25 protein-coding genes are annotated in these 21,806 nt (G+C 71.6%); 3 read left to right on the top strand and 22 right to left on the bottom strand.

Features of this window, described 5'->3' with window-relative positions:
- Positions 1-43: 43 nt before the first annotated feature.
- Together ACWD38_RS12425 and ACWD38_RS12420 are read right to left on the bottom strand one after the other, a co-directional pair.
- On the bottom strand, positions 44-1,168 hold the full coding sequence (locus tag ACWD38_RS12425; protein WP_184476048.1) for an L-cysteine desulfhydrase Cds1: 1,125 nt from the start codon (positions 1,166-1,168) through the stop codon (positions 44-46).
- The gene (locus tag ACWD38_RS12420; protein ID WP_343071154.1) at positions 1,155-1,463 is read right to left on the bottom strand and encodes a DUF4229 domain-containing protein; all 309 of its coding nucleotides are present in this window, start codon (positions 1,461-1,463) and stop codon (positions 1,155-1,157) included. The genes ACWD38_RS12425 and ACWD38_RS12420 overlap by 14 nt, the downstream gene beginning before the upstream one ends.
- Before the next feature lie 175 nt (positions 1,464-1,638).
- Between ACWD38_RS12420 and ACWD38_RS12415 the strand changes: the two genes are divergently transcribed.
- Together ACWD38_RS12415 and ACWD38_RS12410 are read left to right on the top strand one after the other, a co-directional pair.
- Positions 1,639-1,860: a BldC family transcriptional regulator gene (locus ACWD38_RS12415; protein ID WP_184476042.1), complete on the top strand. Its 222-nt coding sequence runs from the start codon at positions 1,639-1,641 to the stop codon at positions 1,858-1,860.
- Positions 1,861-2,045: 185 nt separating this feature from the next.
- Entirely contained in the window at positions 2,046-2,246 is a 201-nt protein-coding gene (locus ACWD38_RS12410; protein ID WP_184476039.1) for a hypothetical protein, read from the top strand.
- Between the two features lie 105 nt (positions 2,247-2,351).
- Here ACWD38_RS12410 and ACWD38_RS12405 read toward each other — a convergent pair whose 3' ends face one another.
- The 6 genes from ACWD38_RS12405 to ACWD38_RS12380 all read right to left on the bottom strand — a co-directional run bounded on the left by ACWD38_RS12405 (position 2,352) and on the right by ACWD38_RS12380 (position 8,877).
- Positions 2,352-3,971 (bottom strand): AAA family ATPase, encoded by a 1,620-nt coding sequence (locus ACWD38_RS12405; RefSeq protein ID WP_450124086.1) that lies wholly within the window; start codon positions 3,969-3,971, stop codon positions 2,352-2,354.
- 112 nt (positions 3,972-4,083) lie between these two features.
- Positions 4,084-5,091: a c-type cytochrome biogenesis protein CcsB gene (gene ccsB / locus ACWD38_RS12400; protein WP_184484554.1), complete on the bottom strand. Its 1,008-nt coding sequence runs from the start codon at positions 5,089-5,091 to the stop codon at positions 4,084-4,086.
- Entirely contained in the window at positions 5,088-6,701 is a 1,614-nt protein-coding gene (gene resB / locus ACWD38_RS12395; protein ID WP_184476034.1) for a cytochrome c biogenesis protein ResB, read from the bottom strand. The genes ccsB and resB overlap by 4 nt, the downstream gene beginning before the upstream one ends.
- Positions 6,701-7,483, bottom strand: a complete 783-nt coding sequence (locus ACWD38_RS12390; protein WP_184476033.1) for a cytochrome c biogenesis protein CcdA — start codon at positions 7,481-7,483, stop codon at positions 6,701-6,703. The genes resB and ACWD38_RS12390 overlap by 1 nt, the downstream gene beginning before the upstream one ends.
- A 376-nt stretch (positions 7,484-7,859) precedes the next feature.
- Complete coding sequence (locus ACWD38_RS12385) at positions 7,860-8,069, bottom strand: DUF397 domain-containing protein (RefSeq protein WP_184476031.1); 210 nt, start codon at positions 8,067-8,069, stop codon at positions 7,860-7,862.
- Positions 8,017-8,877, bottom strand: coding sequence for a helix-turn-helix domain-containing protein (locus ACWD38_RS12380; protein WP_184476029.1), 861 nt, complete (start codon positions 8,875-8,877; stop codon positions 8,017-8,019). The genes ACWD38_RS12385 and ACWD38_RS12380 overlap by 53 nt, the downstream gene beginning before the upstream one ends.
- A 127-nt stretch (positions 8,878-9,004) precedes the next feature.
- On the opposite strand from ACWD38_RS12380, the gene ACWD38_RS12375 reads away from it, so the two are divergent.
- Positions 9,005-9,238: a hypothetical protein gene (locus ACWD38_RS12375; RefSeq protein ID WP_450124085.1), complete on the top strand. Its 234-nt coding sequence runs from the start codon at positions 9,005-9,007 to the stop codon at positions 9,236-9,238.
- Positions 9,239-9,451: 213 nt separating this feature from the next.
- Here ACWD38_RS12375 and ACWD38_RS12370 read toward each other — a convergent pair whose 3' ends face one another.
- From ACWD38_RS12370 to ACWD38_RS12305, 14 genes are all read right to left on the bottom strand, one after another.
- Positions 9,452-10,045, bottom strand: a complete 594-nt coding sequence (locus tag ACWD38_RS12370; protein ID WP_184476025.1) for a TlpA family protein disulfide reductase — start codon at positions 10,043-10,045, stop codon at positions 9,452-9,454.
- Positions 10,042-10,677, bottom strand: coding sequence for a histidine phosphatase family protein (locus ACWD38_RS12365; protein ID WP_184476023.1), 636 nt, complete (start codon positions 10,675-10,677; stop codon positions 10,042-10,044). The genes ACWD38_RS12370 and ACWD38_RS12365 overlap by 4 nt, the downstream gene beginning before the upstream one ends.
- Positions 10,674-12,011, bottom strand: a complete 1,338-nt coding sequence (hemL, locus tag ACWD38_RS12360) for a glutamate-1-semialdehyde 2,1-aminomutase (protein WP_184476021.1) — start codon at positions 12,009-12,011, stop codon at positions 10,674-10,676. Before hemL ends, ACWD38_RS12365 begins: the two co-directional genes overlap by 4 nt.
- Positions 12,012-12,085: 74 nt before the next feature.
- Entirely contained in the window at positions 12,086-12,445 is a 360-nt protein-coding gene (locus ACWD38_RS12355; protein ID WP_450124084.1) for a hypothetical protein, read from the bottom strand.
- Positions 12,446-12,500: 55 nt separating this feature from the next.
- A complete protein-coding gene (locus ACWD38_RS12350) occupies positions 12,501-12,953 on the bottom strand; it encodes a hypothetical protein (protein ID WP_184476017.1) in 453 nt (150 codons plus the stop codon).
- On the bottom strand, positions 12,946-13,377 hold the full coding sequence (locus ACWD38_RS12345) for a hypothetical protein (protein WP_450124083.1): 432 nt from the start codon (positions 13,375-13,377) through the stop codon (positions 12,946-12,948). The genes ACWD38_RS12350 and ACWD38_RS12345 overlap by 8 nt, the downstream gene beginning before the upstream one ends.
- Positions 13,374-14,021: a hypothetical protein gene (locus ACWD38_RS12340; RefSeq protein WP_450124082.1), complete on the bottom strand. Its 648-nt coding sequence runs from the start codon at positions 14,019-14,021 to the stop codon at positions 13,374-13,376. The genes ACWD38_RS12345 and ACWD38_RS12340 overlap by 4 nt, the downstream gene beginning before the upstream one ends.
- 76 nt (positions 14,022-14,097) lie before the next feature.
- Complete coding sequence (locus tag ACWD38_RS12335; protein ID WP_450124081.1) at positions 14,098-14,796, bottom strand: hypothetical protein; 699 nt, start codon at positions 14,794-14,796, stop codon at positions 14,098-14,100.
- Between the two features lie 71 nt (positions 14,797-14,867).
- Positions 14,868-15,464, bottom strand: coding sequence for a hypothetical protein (locus ACWD38_RS12330; RefSeq protein WP_184476009.1), 597 nt, complete (start codon positions 15,462-15,464; stop codon positions 14,868-14,870).
- Complete coding sequence (gene hemB / locus ACWD38_RS12325) at positions 15,461-16,450, bottom strand: porphobilinogen synthase (protein WP_184476007.1); 990 nt, start codon at positions 16,448-16,450, stop codon at positions 15,461-15,463. Before hemB ends, ACWD38_RS12330 begins: the two co-directional genes overlap by 4 nt.
- Before the next feature lie 172 nt (positions 16,451-16,622).
- Positions 16,623-18,164, bottom strand: coding sequence for a bifunctional uroporphyrinogen-III C-methyltransferase/uroporphyrinogen-III synthase (locus ACWD38_RS12320; RefSeq protein ID WP_425503507.1), 1,542 nt, complete (start codon positions 18,162-18,164; stop codon positions 16,623-16,625).
- Positions 18,164-19,102: a hydroxymethylbilane synthase gene (gene hemC / locus ACWD38_RS12315; protein ID WP_184476003.1), complete on the bottom strand. Its 939-nt coding sequence runs from the start codon at positions 19,100-19,102 to the stop codon at positions 18,164-18,166. Before hemC ends, ACWD38_RS12320 begins: the two co-directional genes overlap by 1 nt.
- On the bottom strand, positions 19,099-20,508 hold the full coding sequence (locus tag ACWD38_RS12310) for a glutamyl-tRNA reductase (RefSeq protein WP_450124080.1): 1,410 nt from the start codon (positions 20,506-20,508) through the stop codon (positions 19,099-19,101). Before ACWD38_RS12310 ends, hemC begins: the two co-directional genes overlap by 4 nt.
- Positions 20,505-21,362, bottom strand: coding sequence for a redox-sensing transcriptional repressor Rex (locus ACWD38_RS12305; RefSeq protein WP_184475999.1), 858 nt, complete (start codon positions 21,360-21,362; stop codon positions 20,505-20,507). The genes ACWD38_RS12310 and ACWD38_RS12305 overlap by 4 nt, the downstream gene beginning before the upstream one ends.
- Positions 21,363-21,806 lie beyond the last annotated feature (444 nt).

Here is a 21,806-nt window from a genome sequence, read left to right as displayed (position 1 = left end):
CTCGGACTAGTGGCTTGATCGCAGACTACGTGCCGCTCGCCGCTCACCCGGAGAGCGGCCAGGTCCCGCTGCGGTGGAACTCGGCGAGAGTGCCGAGCGGGCCGCTGAGGTCGAAGCCGTGACCTGCCACCCACTGGTCGTCGTAGTAGGTCTCGGCGTAGCGCTCACCGCCGTCGCAGAGCAGCGTGACGATGCTGCCGGTCCTGCCGTCGCGCACCATCTCCGCGACGAGGCCGAACACTCCCCACAGGTTGGTGCCGGTGGAGCCGCCGACGCGGCGGCCCAGCACGTCCTCGGCCCAGCGGATGGTGGCGATGGAGGCGGCGTCCGGGACCTTGATCATGCGGTCGATGGCCTGGCCGATGAAGGACGGTTCGACCCGCGGCCTGCCGATGCCCTCGATGAGCGATCCGCGCTCGCCGGTCCGGCCGGGATCTCCGTGGCACCACGCGTCGTAGAACACGGAGTGCTCCGGGTCGACCACGGCGAGCCGGGTGTCGTGCCTGCGGTAGCGGATGTAGCGGCCGAGCGTCGCGCTGGTGCCGCCGGTGCCCGCTCCGGTGACGATCCACTCCGGGATCGGGTGCCGTTCCAGCGCCAGCTGGTCGAAGATCGATTCGGCGATGTTGTTGTTGCCGCGCCAGTCCGTGGCGCGTTCGGCGTGGGTGAACTGGTCCATGAAGTGCCCGCCGAGTTCGGCGGCGAGCCTGCGGGACTCGTCGTAGATCGCGCCGGGCTGGTCCACGTAGTGGCAGGTGCCGCCGTGGCGCTCGATCAACGCCACCTTCTCGGGGCTGGTGGAGCGCGGCATGACCGCGATGAACGGAAGTCCCAGCAGCTGCGCGAAATGCGCCTCGGAGACCGCGGTGGAGCCCGACGACGCCTCGATCACCGGAGTGTTCTCCGTCACCCACCCGTTGCAGAGGGCGTAGAGGAACAGCGATCGGGCCAGCCGGTGCTTGAGCGAACCGGTCGGATGAGTTGACTCGTCCTTGAGGTAGAGGTCGATGCCCCAGGCCGACGGCAGCGGGAACCGCAGCAGGTGCGTGTCGGCGCTGCGGTTCGCGTCGGCTTCGATCACGCGGACCGCTTCGCCCGCCCAGGAGCGGGTGCGGTCGCAGGAGCGGTCGGTCACCGCGCCGGAGCCGCGGGGATCAGTCCTGGTCATCGGACTGCCCTCGCTCGCCGCGGAGTTCGGCGCGCAGTTGTTCGCGACGCCGGGCGCGGTGCACCATGCCGGTGGCGACGCGGCGGCGCAGCCCGCCGAAGACCACCATGGACAGCGGCATGACGACCACCACGGACACCGCGGCGGCGACCAGCAGCGGCACCCCGCAGAGCGCCAGCACGGCCACGACCGCGAGCAGCATGGCCAGCCTGACCACGGTGTACAGCGCGATGTCCCGCGCCAAGTTGGTCGGCGGGGCCGACTCCGTTACCGATGCGGTTCGCTGTTCCTGCACGTCAGCCAGGGTAGAGCACGGGCAGATCGGGAAGTTCTCCCCCATCTCGCCCGAAGCGCCGCTTTCGTCCCTTACCTTCCCTTTACCTGGACTCGAATGTTCGAGTACCTGACCATCGAGGTGCCAGGATGCGACCGGAATGCCCGAAAAACCGTCCGCATTGTGGAGGTCCCCTGTGACCGCGACGACTCCCCAGTCTCGCCAGAACGGTCAGGAACAGCTGCTCACCCCCGGTGAGGTCGCCTCGTTGTTCCGGGTCGACCCGAAGACGGTGACGAGATGGGCGACGGCAGGCCGGATCGGTTCCATTCGCACTCCCGGCGGCCACCGCCGGTTCCGCGAATCGGAAGTGCGCACGCTGTTGGCCGAACTCACCAACGACGTCCGCTCCGCCTGAGTCGCTCGACGATCGGCACGCGCCCGGTCCGCCTCCGCGGCTAGCACCGCCCGAGGCGGGCCGGGCACGGCCCATCGCCGCGCCGCCGACGAATTCCGCCGCACCGTTGGATGTTCCCTGATCGGCGCACCCCACCACCCGCCGTTCTCCGGCTAACCTCGGGGGTGAGCAGTGGAGGTGTCCTGATGATCTACGTCCTGGCAGCGATCGGCGCGCTCACCGTGGCCGCTCTGATGTGGCGCGCGTTCGGCCCCGTGCGCGACACCGCGAACGAGGGTGCGAGCACGCCGCGTCGCGCAGCGCCGCTGGCGCCGGATGACGACCCGGAGTTCCTGCGTCGTCTCGACGAGCAACAGCGCAACAAGAACGACCGCGACCAGGACTGACTTCCCGCGCCCGCGAACGGGCGCGCCGGAGTTTCAAGTCGGCTTTGCACAGCGAACGGCCCGCCCCACCGGATTCGAGGTGGGGCGGGCCGTTGCTAAGCGGGGTCAGGCTTGGCGCTGGCGCCCGAAAGCCTGCGGGAAGTCGTCCGCGACGATCGCCGCGAGTTCCAGCAGGGCGAGCCGGGTCGGGGCGGCGAGCTGGTCCAGCTCGACCTCCGCGCCCTCTTCCAAGTGCGGGTCGAACGGGATCCGGGACACCGCGCGGCAGCGCGAACCGAAGTGCGCGCTGAGCTTGTCGACGTCGACCTTGCCGGACCCCGGCCGCACCGAGTTGATCACCGCGACCGAGCGGGACACGAGCTGGCCGTAGCCGTGCGCGTCGAGCCAGTCCAACGTCGCCGACGCGCTGCGCGCCCCGTCGATGGAGCTGGACGAGACGATCACCAGCGAGTCCGCGACGTCGAGCACGCCCTTCATCGCCGAGTGCATCAGTCCGGTGCCGCAGTCGGTCAGCACGATGTTGTAGAAGTGCTCCAGCAGCGTCACCGTGCGCTGGTAGTCGTCCTCGCTGAACGCCTCGGAGACCGCCGGGTCCTGCTCGCTGGCGAGGATCTCCAACCGGCTCGGGCCCTGCGAGGTGTAGGACCGCACGTCGCTGTACTTGCGGATGCGCTGCGCGTCCCGCAGCAGGTGGCGCACGGTGGCCGTGGTCTCCAGCGGGATCTTCTGGCTCAGCGTGCCGCGGTCGGGGTTGGCGTCCACCGCGATGACCCGGTCACCGCGCAGCGAGGAGAACGTGGAGCCCAGCGTCGCGGTCGTGGTCGTCTTGCCGACGCCGCCCTTCAGGCTCAGCATCGCGATCTTGTAGCAGCCCTGCAGCGGCTGGTTGATCCGGCCGATCAGCTCGCGGCGGCGCAGGTCGGACGCGCTCTCCCCGAGGTTGATCGAACGGCCGCTGGCCACGTACAGCGCCTTGCGCCAACCCGATTGCGGGGCGCGCTTGGTCTGGCGCAGCAGCTGCGAGGACGCGAGGTCCTTGCCGAACGGCACTCCTGCCTGCTGACCGGCCGGCTGCTGCCCGGCCGGCTGCTGGCCCTGCGGCTGCCCGCCCTGCGGCGCGGGGCCATGCGGCGGCTGCTGCGGATAGCCCTGCTGCTGCGGGAACGGTCCGGCGACCGGCGCGTAGGGGTTCGGCTGGCCGCCCACCTGGTAGGGGCCGGACTGCCCGCCGGGCACCTGGTACGGACCCGAGTTGCCCGCGACCTGGTACGGACCGGACTGCCCGCCCGGCGCCGGGTAGGGACCCGACTGGCCACCGGGGACCTGGTGCGGCCCGGACGGCCCGCCGGGCACCGGGTACGGACCGGACTGGTTCGGCTGGGGCTGGTTCGGCTGCTGCTGGTTCGGCTGCGGGCCGGACGGCGTCTGCTCGGTGTACTGCGGGTACTGCGGACCGGCGTCAGGGACGGACTGTCCACTCTGGACGTTCGGGTTGCCGCCCGGGTAGTACGGCTGCGGCCCGCCGGCGTTCCCCGCGCCCTGCAGGGGAGTGTTCGGCGTGGTCCCCGGTTCCGCGTACGGCTGCGGCGCCGCGGGCACCGCACCGTCGCCGTAATCCGGCGTCGCGTGATCCGTCGCGCCGTTCGCCTGCTGCGCCGAGTCCGCACCGGGCGAGGCCGAACCCGCATCGCGTTGCGTTTCGGGCTCTTCGTACCGTCCGGTCACCGTTCCCGTACCTCCCACACATCGGTTCGATCTTTACCGGGACGAGTGACGGCCACCCGATTCCGCGGAGGAACGGGTGGCCGGCGGTCGTGCTCCGGATCGGATCATGAACTCATAGCCCAGCGTACGAGTGCAGTCCGGAGACGACGATGTTGATGAAGAAAAGATTGAAGATCATGACAGCCAGGCCGACGATGTTGATCCACGCGGCCTTGACTCCCCGCCACCCCGCGGTCGCACGCGCATGCAGGTACGCAGCGTAGACGACCCACGCGATGAAGGAACAGGTCTCCTTGGGGTCCCAGCCCCAGAACCGGCCCCACGCCGCCTCGGCCCAGATCGCACCGGCGACGATCGCGAACGTCCACACCGGGAAGATGATCACGGTGGCGCGGTAGGCCATCCGGTCCAGCACCTGCGTGGTGGGCAACCGGGAACCGAACCGGGCCAGCTTGAGCGGGTTGTTCTCGTGCCGCGCGCGCAGCATGAACAGCACGCTGGCGACACCGGCGAACAGCAGCGCACCGCTGGACACGATCGCCGCGCTGACGTGGATCACGATCCAGTAGGACTGCAGCGCGGGCTGCAACGGCGCGGCGCGGGCGTAGAGCACCGTGCCCGACAGGAACAGCAGCAGCACCACCGGCAGCAGCAGGAACCCGCCGAGCCCGCGCAGCTGCGCGGGCGAGGACTCGCGGCGTTCCGCGCGCATCTGCCGGAACAGCACGATCGTCCACGCGATCACCGCGGCCAAGCAGATCGCCGAGCCGAACTCGTACATGTTGCCCCACGGCGCGCGGCCGGTGGCCACGCCGCGGAACACCAGCGACGCCGCGTGTACCAAGGCACCGAGCACCGTCATCGACACGGCCATGCCGCCGAACCGCTCCGACAGCGGGCGCTTGCTCGGAGTGTCGATCCGGCCGATCCGCTCACCGGTCGCCGAGTCGGACTCCGCGCCGCCCGCGGTGACCAGGTGCTCCTCGCGAGCGCGGGCGGGCTGCTTGCGCCCGCCGTAGGCGAACTCCGCGAAGTACAGCAGCATGGCGGCGATGTAGACGACGACCGAAGTCGCGAACGCCATGTCGCTGTAGTTGGACAACATCTGGTTGACCATCAGCTCTTCCTTCCGCGTGCGGATTCGGCCCCCGGAGGCTCCGCATCGGAGCCGTCCGTTCCGAGCAGGTCCTTGGCCAGCCGGGTGAACTCCTCGCCGTAGCCTGCCTGGTCGGTGCGGGCCAGTCCGCCGACCTCGACAACGGTACGCGCGGGATCGTCCGCACCGGTCCCGGGGGCGGGGGCCACCCGGACCCAGATCCGGCGGCGCTTGATGCTCAACGAGGCGCTGATCCCGAAGATCAGGGCCACCGCGAAGCCGAGGACGTACGGCTGGAACGGGTCGTGCGAGATCTGCAGGTTCGCCCAGCGCTCCACGCCGTCGAACCGGACGGTGGTGCCGTCGTCGAGCCGGATCTCCTCGCCGACCCGCACGTTCTCCCGCGCGACCTTCTTCAACCGCCCGGACTCCACCATCTTCTGGTCCACGCCGAAGATCGACTGCCCGCGCCCCGAATCCAGGCCGAGGTCGCCGCGCAGCACGTCCACCGCGGCCGTCGGGTCGAGCAGGTCCGGGAACTGCGAGCTCAGCACCTTGCCCTGGTAGGCGGCCGTCGGCGCGAACAAGCCGGTCACCGCGAGCTGCGTCTGCCGCCGCCGCACGTCGTCGGTGACACCGGGCTGGTCGAACTTCGTGGCGCCCTGCGACAACATGGTCGTCGGGTCCATCGGCTGCCACTGGGTCAGCTGGGTGCGCTTCGCGCCGTCCGGGAACGTGACGGTGAAGCGGGGCGCATAACCGTTGCCGGTCAAGTAGATCCGGTCACCCGCGATCCGCAGCGGGTGGTTCACCTGCAGGTCGTAGGGCTGCCAGTTCCCGGCGTCCAAGTCCGCGCCGGACTGGTACTCCATGCCCACCCGGTAGCTCGCGACCTGGCCGGTGTGCTGGTACTTCGCGTCGAAGTCGTTGACCCGCAGGCAGAACGGGCTCAACTGGGTGCCGTCCACGCTGAGGCCGGCGCGGAACGAGTCGTAGTTGTAGGTACCGGAGTTGCAGAACTCGGACCCGTCGGCGAGCACGATCACCTGGCCCTCGTAGCCGAGGATCTTGCCGCCAGCCACGGTCACCAGCATCCCGACGAGGGCGAAGTGGAACACCAGGTTCCCCGCCTCCCGCAGGTAGCCGCGTTCCGCGCTGATCGAGCGGGTGCCGTCGTCGTCCTCGCGCTCGTCCTTGCGCCAGCCGCGCAGCCTGCGCCGCGCCGCCGCCAACGCCTCCTCCGGAGTCCCGTCCACCGTGGCCGAAGCGTGGTGCGGCATCCGGGCCAGGTTCCGCGGCGTGCGCACCGGCCTGCCGCGCAGCTGCTTGTAGTACTCCAGGCAGCGCGGCAGCAGGCAGCCGATCAGCGAGATGAACAGCAGCACGTAGATCGAGGCGAACCACACCGAGCTGAACACCTCGAACACGCCCAGCTTGTCCAGCACCGGGGCGAGATCCGGGTACTCGGTGAAGTACTTGTCCACCTCGGACGGGTTCAGCGAGCGCTGCGGGATCAGCGCGCCCGGCAACGCGGCCATCGCCAGCAGGAACAACAGCACCAGCGCGGTGCGCATCGACGTCAGCCCGCGCCAGGTGTTGCGCAGGAACGCCAGCAGGGAGCGGAAGTGCGACATCAGATCGGCGTCTCGAATCCGGCGACGGGTTCGCGCAGCACAGCGATCAGTTCTCCCCACAGCCCGGTGACGAGCAGCACGCCCACCACGACCAGCAGCGCACCACCCGCGATCTGGATGGCACGGCCCCGGCGGCGCAGCCAGTCCGTGCTGCGCACCGCCCACCGCGCGCCCAACGCGAGCAGCACGAACGGCAACCCGAGCCCGACGCAGTACGCCGCCACGAGCAGGACACCGCGCATCGCGGTGCCGACGCCGGCCTCGGTCCCGATGGCCAGCGACATCACCCCGGTCAACGTCGGACCGAGGCACGGAGTCCAGCCGAGGCCGAACACGGCGCCCAGCAGCGGAGCGCCCCACAACCCGGCGCGCGGCACCCGGTGCAACCGGACGTCCCGCTGCAGCGCCGGGATCATGCCGAGGAACACCAAGCCCATCGCGACCGTCACGACACCACCGATGCGCTGCAGCAGCAGTTCGTTCGCGAGCAGCGCGTCCGACAGGCCCAGCAGCAACAACGTGCCCGCGCCGAACACGACGCTGAACCCGGCCACGAACAGCAGCGCCGCGCCCGCCACCCGCCACCGGCCGCGGCGGGCCTGCTGGGCTTCGGCGGAATCCACCGGTGGAGCCTCGGCGCCCACCACGCCCGCCAAGTACGCCAGGTAACCCGGCACCAGCGGCACGACGCACGGCGAAGCGAAGCTGACGGCCCCGGCGAGCACCGCGATCACGGCCGCGAACAGCAGCGGTCCGGAAGCGGCGAGCTCGGTCGGATTCACGCTCCCGAGGGTAAGGACTCCTCTAGCCTGCCTACGCACCGGGCCGCCCGGGGGCGACGGGGTGATCTGCGAGGTGGGGCGGGTGGCGGAACCTCAGCTTCCTTCTCGCTGCGGGATCTTTTTCCCAAGTGGCTCCGCCACGAGGGAAAAAGCCGTCCTCGCGAGAAGGAAGCTGAGAACCCGCCGGTGGTCAGCTTCTTGACGTGGGCTATTCGCTTCGCGAATCCAGGCACGGCTACGCCGCAAGGCAGGCGTGACTTCGTCCGCCCAAGGCACGGCTTCGCCGCAAAGGCACTCGGCCTTCGGCCGCGAGGTGCGGATTCGCCGCGGGGGCGAAGCCCTGCGGTGGCAGGTCAAAGGCACGTCGTGGTGTTCGTCACCGGTGGGGGGTCAGGGTACGGAGGAAGGTCGTCCAGAGTTCGGGGGTGAAGGCGAGGGTGGCGGAGCGGGGGGCTTTCGAGTCGCGGACCGCGACGATGCCGGGGGCTCTGGCGACCTCCACGCAGTTGCTCTCCTCGCCGCTGTGACTGGACTTACGCCAATGCACCGTCGCGCTCACATTCCCGTTCCATGCCGGCCGCGACATCCGTGATCAGCAGTGCCGACTCCGCTTGGTCGAGGGCGACCGAGGGCAATCGGGCGGCGGCTTCGAGGAACGGGGCGGTGTCCGCGGGCACTTCCAGGAACGCGCCGCGGCGACGCTGCTCCAGGTGGACCACGGGACGCTGCCGGGCGAACTCCAGGATCAGCTGGCTGCCGTTGAGCTCGGCGTACGCGCCGGCCGCGAACGGGATCACCCGCACCGACACGTTCTGCCGCCGCCCCATCCGCACCAGGTGCCGCAGCTGGTCCGCCATCACGCGGTGCCCGCCGACCGGCCGGTGCACCACCGATTCGTCGAGGTAGGCGTGCAGCTGCGCCGGTTCCTCCCGGGTGAGCACGCCCTGCCTGCCGAGGCGCAGCGCGACTCGCGACTCCAGGTCCGCGGCCCGGACGCCGCCGGCGCTGAGCACCGCGCGCGTGTAATCCGGGGTCTGCAGCAGTCCCGGCACCAGCGCCAGCGCCACATCGGTGATCCTGGTCGCCAGCCGCTCGAAGTCGATCAGCGCGGTGAGCGCGCTCGGCATCCCGGCGTACCCGGCCTCCCACCAGCGGGCTTCGGTGGCCGCGTTGACGAGCTCGAACAAGCGGGCGCGCTCCGAGCCGGACACGGCGAGCGTGTCCAGCAGTGCGGCGAGTTCGACCTCGCTCGGCACCCGCTCACCCGATTCGATCCGCCCGAGGGTCGCCCGCGACCACCCGCACCGATGCGCGAGATGTTCCAATCGCAATCCGGCGGACTTGCGGAGTTCTCGTATCTCAGCGCCCAGTCCCCGCGCTCGAACACTGGTCATAGCAGGAACCTATTTCCTCCGCCGAAGTCGTGCCATCGCTCGATTCGGTGAAGTGCATTGCCATTCGAGTGTTGAGGAGGTCTCATTCCCAGGCAGGACGAACGCCCTAGGGAATGGAGTCGACGCGATGCCCCCGCAGCAGGGCCTGACCTACGTGTGGCGGCCGATCCCCGCGGGACGCCACGCTTTCGCGGCCGGTGCGCTGGAAGCCGACCCGAACTGCCCCGTCACCTCGTACTGCGGGGTCGAAGCGAGCGCGACCGAACTGCACGGGCGCACCGAATACGAGTGGGTGCGCCGGGGCACGTGCATGGACTGCTGGCGGGAACTGACCGGCTCCCGGCCCGCCCGGTCGTCCTGATCCCGGTGGCGATCAGCCCGCGCGGCGGCATCCGCGCTCCGGCGAACGACCGCGGCGGAGCACCGTTCGGCCCAACCGGTGGGCCGAACGACGTACCCGCGCCCGGTCCGGCATCACGAACGGTCCGGCATCACGAACCCGGTGAGCGGCGGGATTCGGCGAACCCGCGGCCGAGAAGCCGCGGAACCCGCCGAATTCGACGCCCGGAACCCGTCATGCCGCGGGTTCCGCCGCGACCTTCTGCACTTCCGGAAGCAGTTCGCTCTCGAGCATTTCCGTGAGGAAAACAGCGGCCACCCGATGTTGCCGATCCAGAATGATGGTGGACGGCACCGCGCTTCGCGGATAGTTCTTCAGCGCCAGCAGCGAACGACCCGACGGGTCGAAAATCGACGGGTACGTCAAACCGCGATCCCGATGGAAATCCGTCGCCGCCGAGCGGCTGTCGCGCACATCGATGCCCAGCACTTGAACGCCCTGCGGGCCCGTCTTGTCCTGGACGGCCTGCAGATCGTCGGCTTCCGCGCGGCACGGACCGCACCAGGAGCCCCAGAGGTTCACGACCACGACCTGGCCCTGGAAGTCCTCCAGGCCGATCCGCTCGCCCTCCTTCAGCAGGCTGTCGCCGTGCAGCCCGGTCAGGCGCTGCCGCTCGCCCTCCGGGTAGAAGATGCGGGTCTGCCCGCCCGGTGAGACGAACGTGAACTCGCTGCCCTGCTCCACGGCGTCCGTGCCCGCGGTGGCGCAGCCACCGATCAGGCTCAGCGCGGCCACCGACAGCGCGGCCCTGGTCAGCAGCCGTCTCATGCCCCGGTCACCCGCGGATCGGTCTCACCGGCCGGTTCGACGTAGGCGACGCGCACCAGCTGCTCGTCCCGGAAGACCAGGCTGGTCAGCGAGGCCAGCGAGCACTGCCTGCTGCGCGGGTCGTGCCACATCCGCTTGCCCTCGACGAACCGGCGCAACGTCCAGATCGGCAGCTGGTGGGACACGCACACCGCTTCGTGGCCCTCCGCCGCCGCACGCGCGCGCTGCGCGGCGGCGAACATGCGGTGCGCGATCTCCACGTACGGCTCGCCCCAGGACGGCAGGAACGGGTTGCGCAGCTTCGACCAGTGCTGCGGCGAGCGCAGCGCCCCGTCGCCCACCGACACCCGCAGGCCCTCGAACTTGTTCGCCGACTCGATCAGCCGGTCGTCGGTGGCCACGTCCAGTCCGAAGGTGCCGCCGATCGGCGCGGCGGTCTCCTGGGCCCGCTGCAGCGGGGAGGCCACCACGTGGCGCACGTCCCGGCCCGCCAGGAACTCGGCGACCAGCTTCGCCTGCGCCGCGCCCTGGTCCGAGAGCCGGTAACCGGGCAGCCGCCCGTAGAGGATTCCGTCCGGGTTGAACACCTCGCCGTGGCGCAGGAAGTGCACGACCGTCTTCGTGCCGCTCATGCCGTGGGCTCCTCAGCCGCCGCGGCGGCCCGCGCCGCGTGCGGCGCCGCCTCCGCGATCCGTTCGAAGGCGGCGTCGTCCATCGCCGCGTTGACGAACCAGGACTCGAACGCGCTCGGCGGCGGGTAGACGCCGCGGTCCAGGAAGGCGTTGAAGAACGCCGGGAAGCGCCACGCCTGCTGGGCCTGGGCCTGGGCGAAGTTCGTCACCGGGGACTCGGTGAAGAAGACGCTGATCAGGTTGCCCGCGAACGCCACCTGGTGCGGCACGCCGGCCTCGGTCAGCGCGGCGCCGAGCAGGTCGCCGAGGCGGGCCGCGTTGCGGTCCAGCGCCGCGTACGCGTCCGCGTCCGCCGCGCGCAGGTTCGCGAGCCCGGCGGCGACCGCGACGGGGTTCCCGGCCAAGGTGCCCGCCTGGTACACCGGCCCGGAGGGCGCGAGCAGCTCCATCACGTCGGCGCGACCGCCGAACGCGGCGGCGGGCAGGCCGCCGGACATGACCTTGCCGAAGGTGTAGAGGTCCCCGGCGACGCCGTCGAGGCCGAACCAGCCCGCGGCGGAGACGCGGAACCCGGTCATCACCTCGTCCATGATCAGCAGCGATCCGGCGGAGCGGGTGATCTCGCGCAGCGCGGCGTTGAAACCGGGCTGCGGGGCGACCGCGCCCATGTTGCCCGCCGCCGCTTCGGTGATCACGCAGGCGATCTCGTCGCCGAACTCGGCGAAGGCCGCGCGGACCGCGTCGATGTCGTTGTAGGGCAGCACCACGGTGTCCGCGGCCTGCGCGCCGGTCACCCCGGGGCTCGTCGGCAGGCCCAGCGTGACCACGCCGGATCCGGCGCCGGCCAGCAGCGAATCGACGTGCCCGTGGTAGCAGCCGGCGAACTTGACGATCTTCGTGCGACCGGTGAAGGCGCGGGCGAGGCGCACCGCGCTCATCGTCGCCTCGGTGCCCGAGTTGACCAGCCGGACCTGCTGCACCGGCTCCACCCGGCGGATGATCTCCGCCGCGAGGTCGATCTCACCGATACCCGGCGTCCCGAAGGACAGGCCGTCGACGGCCGCCTCCCGCACGGCCCGCACCACGTCCGGGTGCGCGTGGCCGTTGACCATCGGGCCCCAGGACGAGACGAGGTCCACGTACTCGGTGCCGTCGGCGTCCCACAGGTAGGCGCCCTCGGCGCGCACCATGAACCGCGGCGTGCCGCCGACGGATTTGAATGCCCGCACCGGGGAGTTGACGCCGCCCGGCGTCACGGCGAGCGCTCGGTCGAACAGCTCCGCCGACCGAGCAGTGGCGTTCGGACTCGTGTTGCCAGGAGTTTCGGCTGTCACGCCACCAGTCTGACAGGCCGTCCGCAGTGACCGGTCCCACCCTCGCCGGGGCGGCGCGGTGCGTCGCGCACCCGTCAGGCTGCGGAATCCCGGCGCGGGGGGCGGCGGACCGCCCAGGCGAGCATCAGCTGGCGGACGGCGTCCACGAACAGCACGGCCGCCAAGGTCGGGGCCGCGATGCCGAGCGCGGCCCAGTCGCCGAAGATCCGCGTCGAGCGCACCGGGACGCCGGTCGCGCCGGACACCTCCACTGCGAGCTGCGCGCGGCCCCAGCACCACCAGGCCAGCACGACCAGGGCCGCGACGAGCACGAGTTCGGCCGCCGCCACCGCCGCCCGCCACGGCTGGGCGAGTCCGGCGCGGGGTTCGGCCGCGTCCGCGGTGTTCTCGCTGAGCATCGGCCCGTCAGCGGACCACGGTTCCGGGAACGTCACCGGAGCAGCGTCTCACGCATCCCGCCCGCACCGGTCGCACGGCCACCCGGAACGATCAGCTCTCCGGCAGCAGGGGGCGGAGCCGGTCGATCAGCGTCGCCGGGTCCTTCGCCCAGGCCAGCACGACCTTGTCGTCGGATAACCGCAGCGGGATCTCGCCGGTGCCCTTCGGCGTGGTGAAGCCGCCGCCGAGCACCCGCGCCCCCAGCGGCGCCCCGACGTCGGTGATCGACGCGATCCGGGCCAGCTCGACGTCCTCGCGGCCCACGGTCAGCACCGACGGCGTCAGCCGCACCGCCAGCGCCCGCCGCCGGGCGTGGACCCACAGCACCGCCGCCCCGGCGAGCACGCCCGCCAGCAGGACCCACACCGCCAGGTTCACGCCGCCCGCGGGCGTGACCAGCTCGACGATCAACCCGACCAGCGCGAAACCGGGCCCCCACAGCACCGGCCACCAGGTCGAGCCGGGCTCGGCGTAGAGCACCGGTCCGGTCTCGGCTTCATCCATGCTCGCCGGTCACCCATTTCGTACTGGACGTCGTCCAACTGAACCAGGCCGCGGCGCCGCCGAGGGCCAGCACGATCAGGTTGGCCGCGGAGAACGAGAATCCGCCGAGCACGATCACGAGCTGGACCGCGAACAACGCGCAGACCCCGATCCTGGCCCACGGCCTGCGCTTGCGGAGCAGCACCCCCGCCGCGACGTAACCGGCGGCGAAGACCACGGCCAGGGCGGTGTTGAGCAGCAGCCGGTCCAGCGTCACGGCCCCCGCCTGGTCGGGGGCGGCGACGTGGTGGGCGACGAGCTGGCGCTCCAGCTCCTCGCGGTCCGCCCAGGAGAACACCGTCTGCACGAGCAGGAACGCGGCCAGCGCGGCCCACAACCCGATCGCCGCCTGCAACGAGCGGGGCGGTTCGGTCGATTCGATCAACGCGGGAACCTCGACGCCTGGAAGTACCGGTTCGACGCGGGCAGGTGCACGAGCACCAGGAACGCCGCCATCGCCAGCAGGCCCACGGCGCTCTGCGCGTAGCCGAGAGCGACGATGCCCGCAGGGGTCGGGGTGTCCGCGGCGAGCGCGCCGGTCAGCCCCGGCTCACCGGTGATCAGCCCGCCCACCGAGTACAGCGCCCAGAACGCGGCGAACACGGTGAGCACCACCCGCGCCCAGGTGCGCCCGGCCCGCAGCTTGAACCCGAACGTGATCCACAGCGCGGTCAGCACGACCTCGAACACGACGACGAACAGGAAGACCGCGAAGGAGATGCCCGCCATCAGGCCGACGACCTCCTGGTTCAGCGCCGGATCTCCGCTGTCCGAGCCGACCGTGCCGGTCAGGAAGCTCTGCGTGAGCATCGAGTTCACCGCGTAGAGCACGGTGACCAGCAGCGGAACCACGATCGCGATCCAGAACGCGCATTCGACCGCGACCGGCCGCGCGGGCTCCGCGAAGTCGTATCCGGACTGCGGGAACCCGCCGGGCGCAGGCCCGTAGGGCGTCGCGCCGGGTGGCGGGGCCGACGGGTACGGCGGCGGAGGTCCGGCCTGCTGCCAGGGGTCGTGCGGTGACGTCACCCCAGAACAGTAGAAATCCGGCAAGTCCGCTGTCCACCGGCTCCGGGAAAACGAACCCCTCCGCGAGGCGCGGCACTCATCCGTGGCCGCTGAAGTGGTCCCGGGTGGAGGCCACGTGCATGCACACCATCGTCGCCACCAGGGCCACGGCCTGCACGACCTCCAGCGAGGTCAGCAGCTGGCCGGGCGATCGGGTGCCCACCAGCGACAGCAGCGTCGACACCGCCCACACGAACGCGACGGTCGTCAGCGCCACCCGCGCCCAGCTCCGGCCGCGCCCCATGAACAGCACCAGCAGGCCCCACACCGCCGCCAGCAGCGCGTAGAGCGCGATCAGCCCGGTGGTCACGCCGTAGTACACGCCGCTGATGTCGCCGTCGTTCGGCAGGAACGCGTCGGCCTCCCCCATCGCTTGCACGATCAGGTCGTCGGTGGTGGCCAGCCGGGCGCCGAGCATCACGAACGCGATCACCACGTCGGCGACGCCGAGCGCGCAGGCGATGGTCACCGCGCGGGGCCGCCCCGCCGGTGACGGCTCGACCCACACCTGCCCGGGAGAACCGGTGAACGCGACCGGCCCCGTCTCGGGCGGCGGGGCGGCGGCCCGCGGGGCGGCGCTCTCCGGAGCGCGCGGCGAGCGCGGAGCACCGGTGAGCCTGCCACCGGAGACCTGCGCGTCCGGAAGCCGGTACTCGCCGTCGCGGGAACCGTGCGGCTCCCCCGCGGCGGAACCGGGTTGCGGCGAGCGGATTTCCGGATCTTGCGAGGCTGTCACACCATCGAGGTTAGATCACGCGGTGCCACCGCCGCCGCCACGAACGGTCCGGACGCGGGGAAACAGCCGATTCAGCGGAGGAAGGATCCGCCCGGCGCCCCGGCGGACCGCGGCGGCCGGGGCCGCTTGGCTTCGCTGAAGAACCGGTTCGACTCCGGCAGGAACATCAGCACCAGGGCCGCCACTTCGACCGCCGTCACCAGCACGCCGAAGACCAGGTCCGAGGGCTCGACGCGCACCTGGGTCAGCCGCATCAGCTCCGCCTGCCCCAGCTGCGACATCAGCACGAGCGAGCCCAGCGTCCCGAACGCGCCGAAGCCACCGAACACGGTCAGCACGACCCGCGCCCAGTTCCGGCCCTGCGTCATCCGCGTGGACAGCGACACGTACAGCGCCAGCAACGCCAGCAGGTACAGCAGGTTGAACGTGATCAGCCCGTTGATCTCGTCGTCGAGCTGCGTCTGCGACAGGTCCGGCAGCGCCGCCCGCAGGTCGGTCGACAACTGCCGCCGGTCGCTGAGCTGCACGTAGGCCCGGACCAGGCCGAGCAGCGCGGCGGCGATCCACAGCCACCGCGCCACGTTGAGCAGGCGCGGCAACGGCGGCCGGTCCGCCGCCGGGTCGGAACCCGGACCGCCGACGCGGTCGGGGTGCTGCGGCGCCGTCACCTGATCCCCAAGCTCTCCCGGTACCACTGGGCGGCCTCGGTCGCCCAGTAGGTCAGCACGATGTCCGCGCCGGCCCGGCGGATCGACGTCAACGTCTCCTGCACGGTGCGGCGGCGGTCCAGCCAGCCGCGCGCCACGGCGGCCTCGATCATCGAGTACTCGCCGGACACCTGGTAGGCGGCGACGGGCACGTCGGACAGGCTCGCCACGTCCCGCAGCACGTCCAGGTAGGACATCGCGGGCTTCACCATCACCATGTCCGCGCCTTCGGCGAGGTCCAGGTCCGCTTCGCGCAGGCCTTCCCGGCCGTTGCCCGGATCCTGCTGGTAGGTGTTGCGGTCCCCGGTCAGCTGCGAGTCGACGGCCTCCCGGAACGGGCCGAAGAACGCGGAGGCGTACTTCGCGGAGTAGGCGAGGATCGAGGTGTCCTCGAACCCGGTCACGTCCAGCGATTCCCGGATCACGCCGACCTGGCCGTCCATCATCCCGCTCGGCGAGATCACGTGGGCGCCCGCGTCGGCCTGCGCCACCGCCATCTCGGCGTAGACCTGCAGGGTGCGGTCGTTGTCCACGGCGCCGTCCTCGTCGAGCACGCCGCAGTGGCCGTGGTCGGTGAACTCGTCGAGGCAGGTGTCGGCCATCAGCACCGTCGCGTCCCCGACCTCGGCTGCCACGTCGCGCAGGCCCGCGTTGAGGATGCCGTCGGGGTCCACGGCGCCCGATCCCGTCGCATCGTGCTCGGCGGGCACGCCGAACAGCATCAGCCCGCCGACGCCCGCGGCGACCGCTTCGGAGGCGGCGCGGCGCAGCGAGTCGCGGCTGTGGTGGAACACGCCCGGCATGGAGGTGATCTCGACCGGTTCGGTCAGGCCCTCCCGCACGAACATCGGCAGCACCAGGTGCCGCGGCTCCAGGCTCGTTTCGGAGACCAGCCTGCGCACGGCGGCGGTGCGGCGCAGCCTGCGCGGGCGGTGCGACGGGTACATCGGCGAGCTCCCTCGCGGCGATGAGCGGCGACCGCGGGCGGCCACCCGCTCGGATTGATCTTCGTTCGGGCACCCGCGCAGGGTGTCCGTTTCCTCCCCCTCGGTGAGCCTGCCAGGGCGGAGGACGACGGTGGCCCGGACCCCGTCGTGAACGAGATCCGGGCCACTCGGCTCAGCTGCGGCGCGCCCGCTTCGCCTTCTTCGGCGGCGGCAGCGCGCCCTCGGCGCGGAGCCGGGCCGCGTGCTCGGCCAGCGCGTCGACCAGCGCGGGGACCTGCGCCAGTTCCGGCTGCACGTCCACCCGCAGGCCGAACTCCTTGGCCGTCTCGGCCGTGTTCGGGCCGATGCAGGCGACCAGGGTCCGCGCGTGCGGCTTGCCCGCGATGCCGACCAGGTTCCGCACGGTCGACGAGGAGGTGAAGCACACCGCGTCGAACCCGCCGGTCTTGATCATCTCGCGGGTCTCGGCCGGCGGCGGCGCGGCCCGGACGGTCCGGTAGGCCGTGACGTCGTCGATCTCCCAGCCGCGTTCCCGCAGTCCGGCGGCCAGCGTCTCGGTGGCGATGTCCGCCCGCGGCAGCAGCACCCGGTCCACCGGGTCCAGGATGTCGTCGTGCGGCGGGAAGTCCTGCAGCAGGCCCTCGCTGGACTGGTCGCCCGAGGGCAGCAGCTCCGGCGTGATGCCGAACGAGCGCACCTTCTCCGCGGTGGACTCGCCGACGCAGGCGATCTTCACACCGGAGAACGCGCGGGCGTCCAGCCCGAACTCGCGGAACTTCTCCCACACGGCGCGCACCGCGTTGGTCGAGGTGAACACGACCCACTGGTAGCGGCCGTCGACCAGGCCCTTGACCGCGCGCTCCATCTGCGCGGGGCTGCGCGGCGGCTCCACCGAGATCGTCGGCACCTCGTGCGAGACGGCGCCGTGCGACCAGAGCCGCTCGCTCATCGAACCGGCCTGCTCCTTGGTGCGCGGCACCAGGATCTTCCAGCCGTACAGCGCGCGGGACTCCCACCAGGACAGCCCGGACCGCTCCGCGGTGACCGAACCGATCGTCACCACCAGCTGGCCCTGCAGCTCGCCCGCGTCGGCGGGCAGCGAGGCCAGCGTCGTGTCGATCGTGCGCTGCGAGACGGTGGTGCCCGAGGAGGTCACGGCGACCGGCGTCTGCGCGGTCAGCCCGTGCTCCATCAGCGCCGAAGCGGCCTCGGCGAGGTGGCTGCCGGTCGTGTGCAGCACCAGCGAACCCGGTGCGGTCGCCAGCGCCGCCCAGTTCACCTCGCCGCGCACGTCGACCTCGGTGTGACCGGCGCCGAGCGCGACGCCCGCGTAGGCGGGCACCGCGCTGCCCGGCGAGACACCGGGCACCACGTCGAACGCCGCACCGGTCTGGGCGACCTCGCGGACCTCCCGGACCACGGCGTCCACCGTCAGCGGGTCACCGGCGACGAGCCGGACCACCGAACGGCCGGTACCGGCCTCGTCGGCCAGGTTCTGCGCGACCTCCGCGGGTTCCCCCACGGCGGGCCGCACCTCGGCACCGTCGGCGGCCAGCGCGACGACGTCGGCGGGCACATCTGGATCGGTCACCACCAGCGAAGCTGCGGTGAGCAAGTATCTCGCCCGAACGGTGAGCAGTCCCGCATCACCGGGGCCGGAGCCCACGAATGCGATCCGTCCTGGGCTCTTGCGTGTCATCAGGGCACTCCCCATCAACTACTACCGGGACCGCTGAGCAAAGCGTCCCTGGCATCGAGCAGCTCGGCGGCCAAGGCCAGGCCCAACTGCTCTGCGGCGGTCGTCTCACCAGTGGCGGAGGCGCGCACCAAACGATTCTCGTCGGTCGCCATGACCCCGCGAACGGACAGCCGCTGTGCCACGCTGCCGTCCTCGTCGAGGTCCTCCACCACCTCGGCCAGCGCGCCGATCGGCGCACTGCAGCCTGCCTCCAGCGCTGCCAACATGGCGCGCTCGGCGGCCACCGCGACGCGGCTGGCCTGGTCATCCAGAACGGACTGGAGCAGGTGCTCGGTGTCCACGTCGTCGACGCGGCATTCCACAGCCAGCGCACCCTGAGCGGGCGCGGGCAGCATCTGGAGTGGATCGAGCGATTCCGTGATCACCGCGAGCCGGCCGACTCTGGCCAGCCCGGCGCGTGCGAGCACGACGGCGTCCAACTCACCGTCGGTCACCTTGCGCAGGCGGGTGTCCACGTTGCCGCGGATGCCGCGCACTTCCAGACCGAGGCCCAAGGCCTCCAGCTGGCTGGCGCGACGCGGCGAACCGGTTCCCACGAGGGATCCCGGAGGCAGTTCACCGAGCGTCAGACCGTCCCGCGCCACCAGCGCGTCCCGCGGGTCCTCCCGGACCGGGACGGCGGCCAGCGAGAGCCGGGGGTCTTGTTCGGTCGGCAGATCTTTGTAGGAGTGCACGGCGACGTCCACCTCGCCGTCGGCGAGGGCTTCGCGCAGCGCGGAGGTGAAGACGCCGACACCGATCTCGGCGATCGGCGCCATCGAGCGGTCGCCCGGCGTCGACACCTCGACGAGTTGGGTCGGGTAGCCCGCCGCCTCCAGCTGCTCGGCGACCATGCCGCTCTGGGCCATCGCGAGCGCGCTACCGCGGGTGCCGATGCGCAGCGTCTTGTTCACCGGTCCTCACCATCCTGTTCAGCAGGCTCTTGGCCGTGCGCGTCCCGCAGCAACGCCTGCGCGGACCGCGCGCCGGTCACCGGCACGTCCTCCGCGGAGCGGGGCGTGCGGATCGCGGTCGGCGCCTGCGGGTCCAATTCGAAGAGTTCCCGCAGCGCCTCGGCGTAACCGGAGCCGCCGGGAACGGCGGCCAGTTCCTTCACCCGCACCGTCGGGGAGTGCAGCAGCTTGTCCACCACGCGGCGCACCGTGCGGGAGAGCTCGTCGCGCACCGCGCCGTCGAGCTCGGGCAGCCGGGAGTCCAGCCGCAGGAGTTCGGAGTCGACGACCTCGGCGGCGCGCTTGCGCAGCGCCGTGACCGTCGGGGTGACCTCGGCGGAGCGCTGCGAAGCCAGGTATCCGCGCAGCTCGTCGGCGACGATCGCCGCGGCGCGCTCGGATTCGCTGCCACCGCGCTGCGCGGTCAGGCGGGCCTGCAACGTCTCCAGGTCGACCACGGCCACGCCGGGCAGCTCCGCCACCTCGGGCGCGGTGTCGCGCGGCAGGCCGAGGTCGCAGAACAGCAGCGGCTGCCCGGTGTCCGGCCGGTCCCGCAGGGCCTCGGCGACGACGTCCCGGGTGACGACGGCTCCGACCGCTCCGGTGCAGGTCACGACGAGGTCGGCGGCGGCGATCGCGGAGCTCAGCCCGGTCAGCTCGACGGTGCTCGACTCGATCCCCTCGGCGCGCAGCGACTCGGCGAGCCGGGCGCCGTTGGCGGCGGTGCGGTTCGCGATCGCGACGGAACCGATCCCGGCACGGCGCAGCTGGGCGGCCGCTAATCCGCCCATGGAGCCCGCCCCGACCAGCAGCGCGCGCCGACCGGCCACGCCGCCCAGCACCGCTTCGGCGTCGGACAGCGCCTCCGACACGACGGAGGCACCGGCGGCGTCGATCTCGGTCTCGGCGTGCACCCGCTTGCCGACGCGCAACGCCTGCTGCGCCAGCTCGTGCAGGGTGCGCCCCACGGTCCCGGCCTGGTCGGCGACGCCGTAGGCCTGCCGCAGCTGCCCGAGGATCTGCGCCTCGCCCACGACCATCGAGTCCAGCCCCGCCGCGACGGAGAACAGGTGCTCGACGGCCGCACCGGCGTAGTGCACGTAGAAGTGGTCGGCGAGCTCCGCCACCTCGGCACCGGCCTGCCTGGCCAGCACCTCGGTCACGTCGCCCAGCCCGCCGTGGAAGGTCTCGGCGACCGCGTACACCTCGACGCGGTTGCAGGTGGAGACCAGGAAGACCTCGCTGATGTGCGGGCGGTCGAGCAGCTCGCCGAGGATCTTGTCGACGTCGTCCGCGCCGATCGCGACCCTCTCCAGCACCCGTACCGGGGCACTCCGGTGGGAGAGCCCGACGGTGAGCAGGTTCACGGCCGAACCACCATCCCGTCCACATCACCGCGCTCCAGCGCGGACTTCGAGTTCCCGTTGCCGTTCACCCGGTCGCCCGGCGGGCCGGCGTCGGTGCCCCCGGCGATGCCGGGCACCACCGCCGCCTCCTGATTGCGGCGGGCGACGTGGAACGACAAGATCTGCATCTCGACCGCCAGGTCGACCTTGCGGACCTCGACGTGCTCGGGGACCCGCAGGACGACCGGGGCGAAGTTCAGGATGCACACGACGCCGCCTTCGACGAGGCGGTCGCAGACCTCCTGCGCCCCTTCGGCCGGGGTCGCGATGACGCCGATGGTCACTTCCCGATCGCGGCAGACGTCGACGATGTCGTCGACGGCGCTGACCGGGATGCCGCCGACCGGCACGTCCAGCAGGTCCGGGTCGAGGTCGAACAGCGCGGCCACCGGGAAGCCGCGGTTGAGGAAGCCGCCGTAGTTGGCGAGCGCGTGCCCCAGGTTGCCGATGCCGACGACGGCGACGCGGTGCTTCTTGGTCAGCCCCAGCGTCCGCTCGATCTGCCCGATCAGCACCGAGACCTCGTAGCCCACGCCGCGCGTGCCGTAGGAGCCGATGTAGGACAGGTCCTTGCGCAGCTTCGCGGAGTTCACCCCGGCGAAGGCGGCGAGTTCCTCGCTGGACACGGTGGTGGTGCCGCGCTCGTCGAGGCCGGACAGCACCCGCAGGTACACCGCCAGGCGGGCGACGGCCGCCTCTGGAATGGCCCGCGCCCGCTCGCGTGCGGCGGGGACCGCGATCGATTCGGGTGACCCGGACGGGACGTTCGCCGGCTGCCCGGCCGCGTCCCGCTCGCCCTCTCCGTGGGCCGTCACTGGCTCTCCCTTGACCTGCCTTGGTGATGCTCGTCCGCCGCGCTCGCTGATCGAGCGGCGCACCGGCGTGAACCAGGGTGCGAACCGCTGACCTCGATGACACGGCTCAGAGACCACCGTAGCCATTTGTGAAGACAGGCACAAAGTCCGTGCGCGACCGCCTCAGCGACCGCACGACCACCCTGCACCATGATGTCGGATGCGCCCCTCGCGAACCAAAACGACTGGTCAGAGGGACGCCTTGGCAGGCATCCGGCTCCGGTTGACGATCAGCGCGAGGCTGGCGGTGATCGTGCGGCCGACGGCTCGGTGCGAAACGACACACCCGGCGCGACGCCCCGCGCTCCAGGCGTTTCGCGGCCGAGCACCCCGGCCGGGCCGCGAAACGCGCGCCGCCAGGGCCGAACGGGCGAAACGGGCTCGGCGGTCTTCGGCCGTCCTGCC

This window comes from Saccharopolyspora sp. NPDC002578 (genome assembly GCF_053592695.1).
Note: the sequence above shows the minus strand (reverse complement) of the source record. Positions and strands in the feature narration are given on the sequence as shown.

Excerpts from the sequence above, each read along its gene's own strand:
- ACWD38_RS12425 (WP_184476048.1), bottom strand. The coding sequence starts at position 1,168 with ATGACCAGGACTGATCCCCGCGGCTCCGGCGCGGTGACCGACCGCTCC.
- ACWD38_RS12410 (WP_184476039.1), top strand. The coding sequence starts at position 2,046 with ATGATCTACGTCCTGGCAGCGATCGGCGCGCTCACCGTGGCCGCTCTG.
- resB (WP_184476034.1), bottom strand. The coding sequence starts at position 6,701 with ATGTCGCACTTCCGCTCCCTGCTGGCGTTCCTGCGCAACACCTGGCGC.
- ACWD38_RS12385 (WP_184476031.1), bottom strand. The coding sequence starts at position 8,069 with ATGTCGCGGCCGGCATGGAACGGGAATGTGAGCGCGACGGTGCATTGG.
- ACWD38_RS12380 (WP_184476029.1), bottom strand. The coding sequence starts at position 8,877 with ATGACCAGTGTTCGAGCGCGGGGACTGGGCGCTGAGATACGAGAACTC.
- ACWD38_RS12375 (WP_450124085.1), top strand. The coding sequence starts at position 9,005 with ATGCCCCCGCAGCAGGGCCTGACCTACGTGTGGCGGCCGATCCCCGCG.
- ACWD38_RS12370 (WP_184476025.1), bottom strand. The coding sequence starts at position 10,045 with ATGAGACGGCTGCTGACCAGGGCCGCGCTGTCGGTGGCCGCGCTGAGC.
- ACWD38_RS12365 (WP_184476023.1), bottom strand. The coding sequence starts at position 10,677 with ATGAGCGGCACGAAGACGGTCGTGCACTTCCTGCGCCACGGCGAGGTG.
- ACWD38_RS12350 (WP_184476017.1), bottom strand. The coding sequence starts at position 12,953 with ATGGATGAAGCCGAGACCGGACCGGTGCTCTACGCCGAGCCCGGCTCG.
- hemB (WP_184476007.1), bottom strand. The coding sequence starts at position 16,450 with ATGTACCCGTCGCACCGCCCGCGCAGGCTGCGCCGCACCGCCGCCGTG.
- ACWD38_RS12320 (WP_425503507.1), bottom strand. The coding sequence starts at position 18,164 with ATGGGGAGTGCCCTGATGACACGCAAGAGCCCAGGACGGATCGCATTC.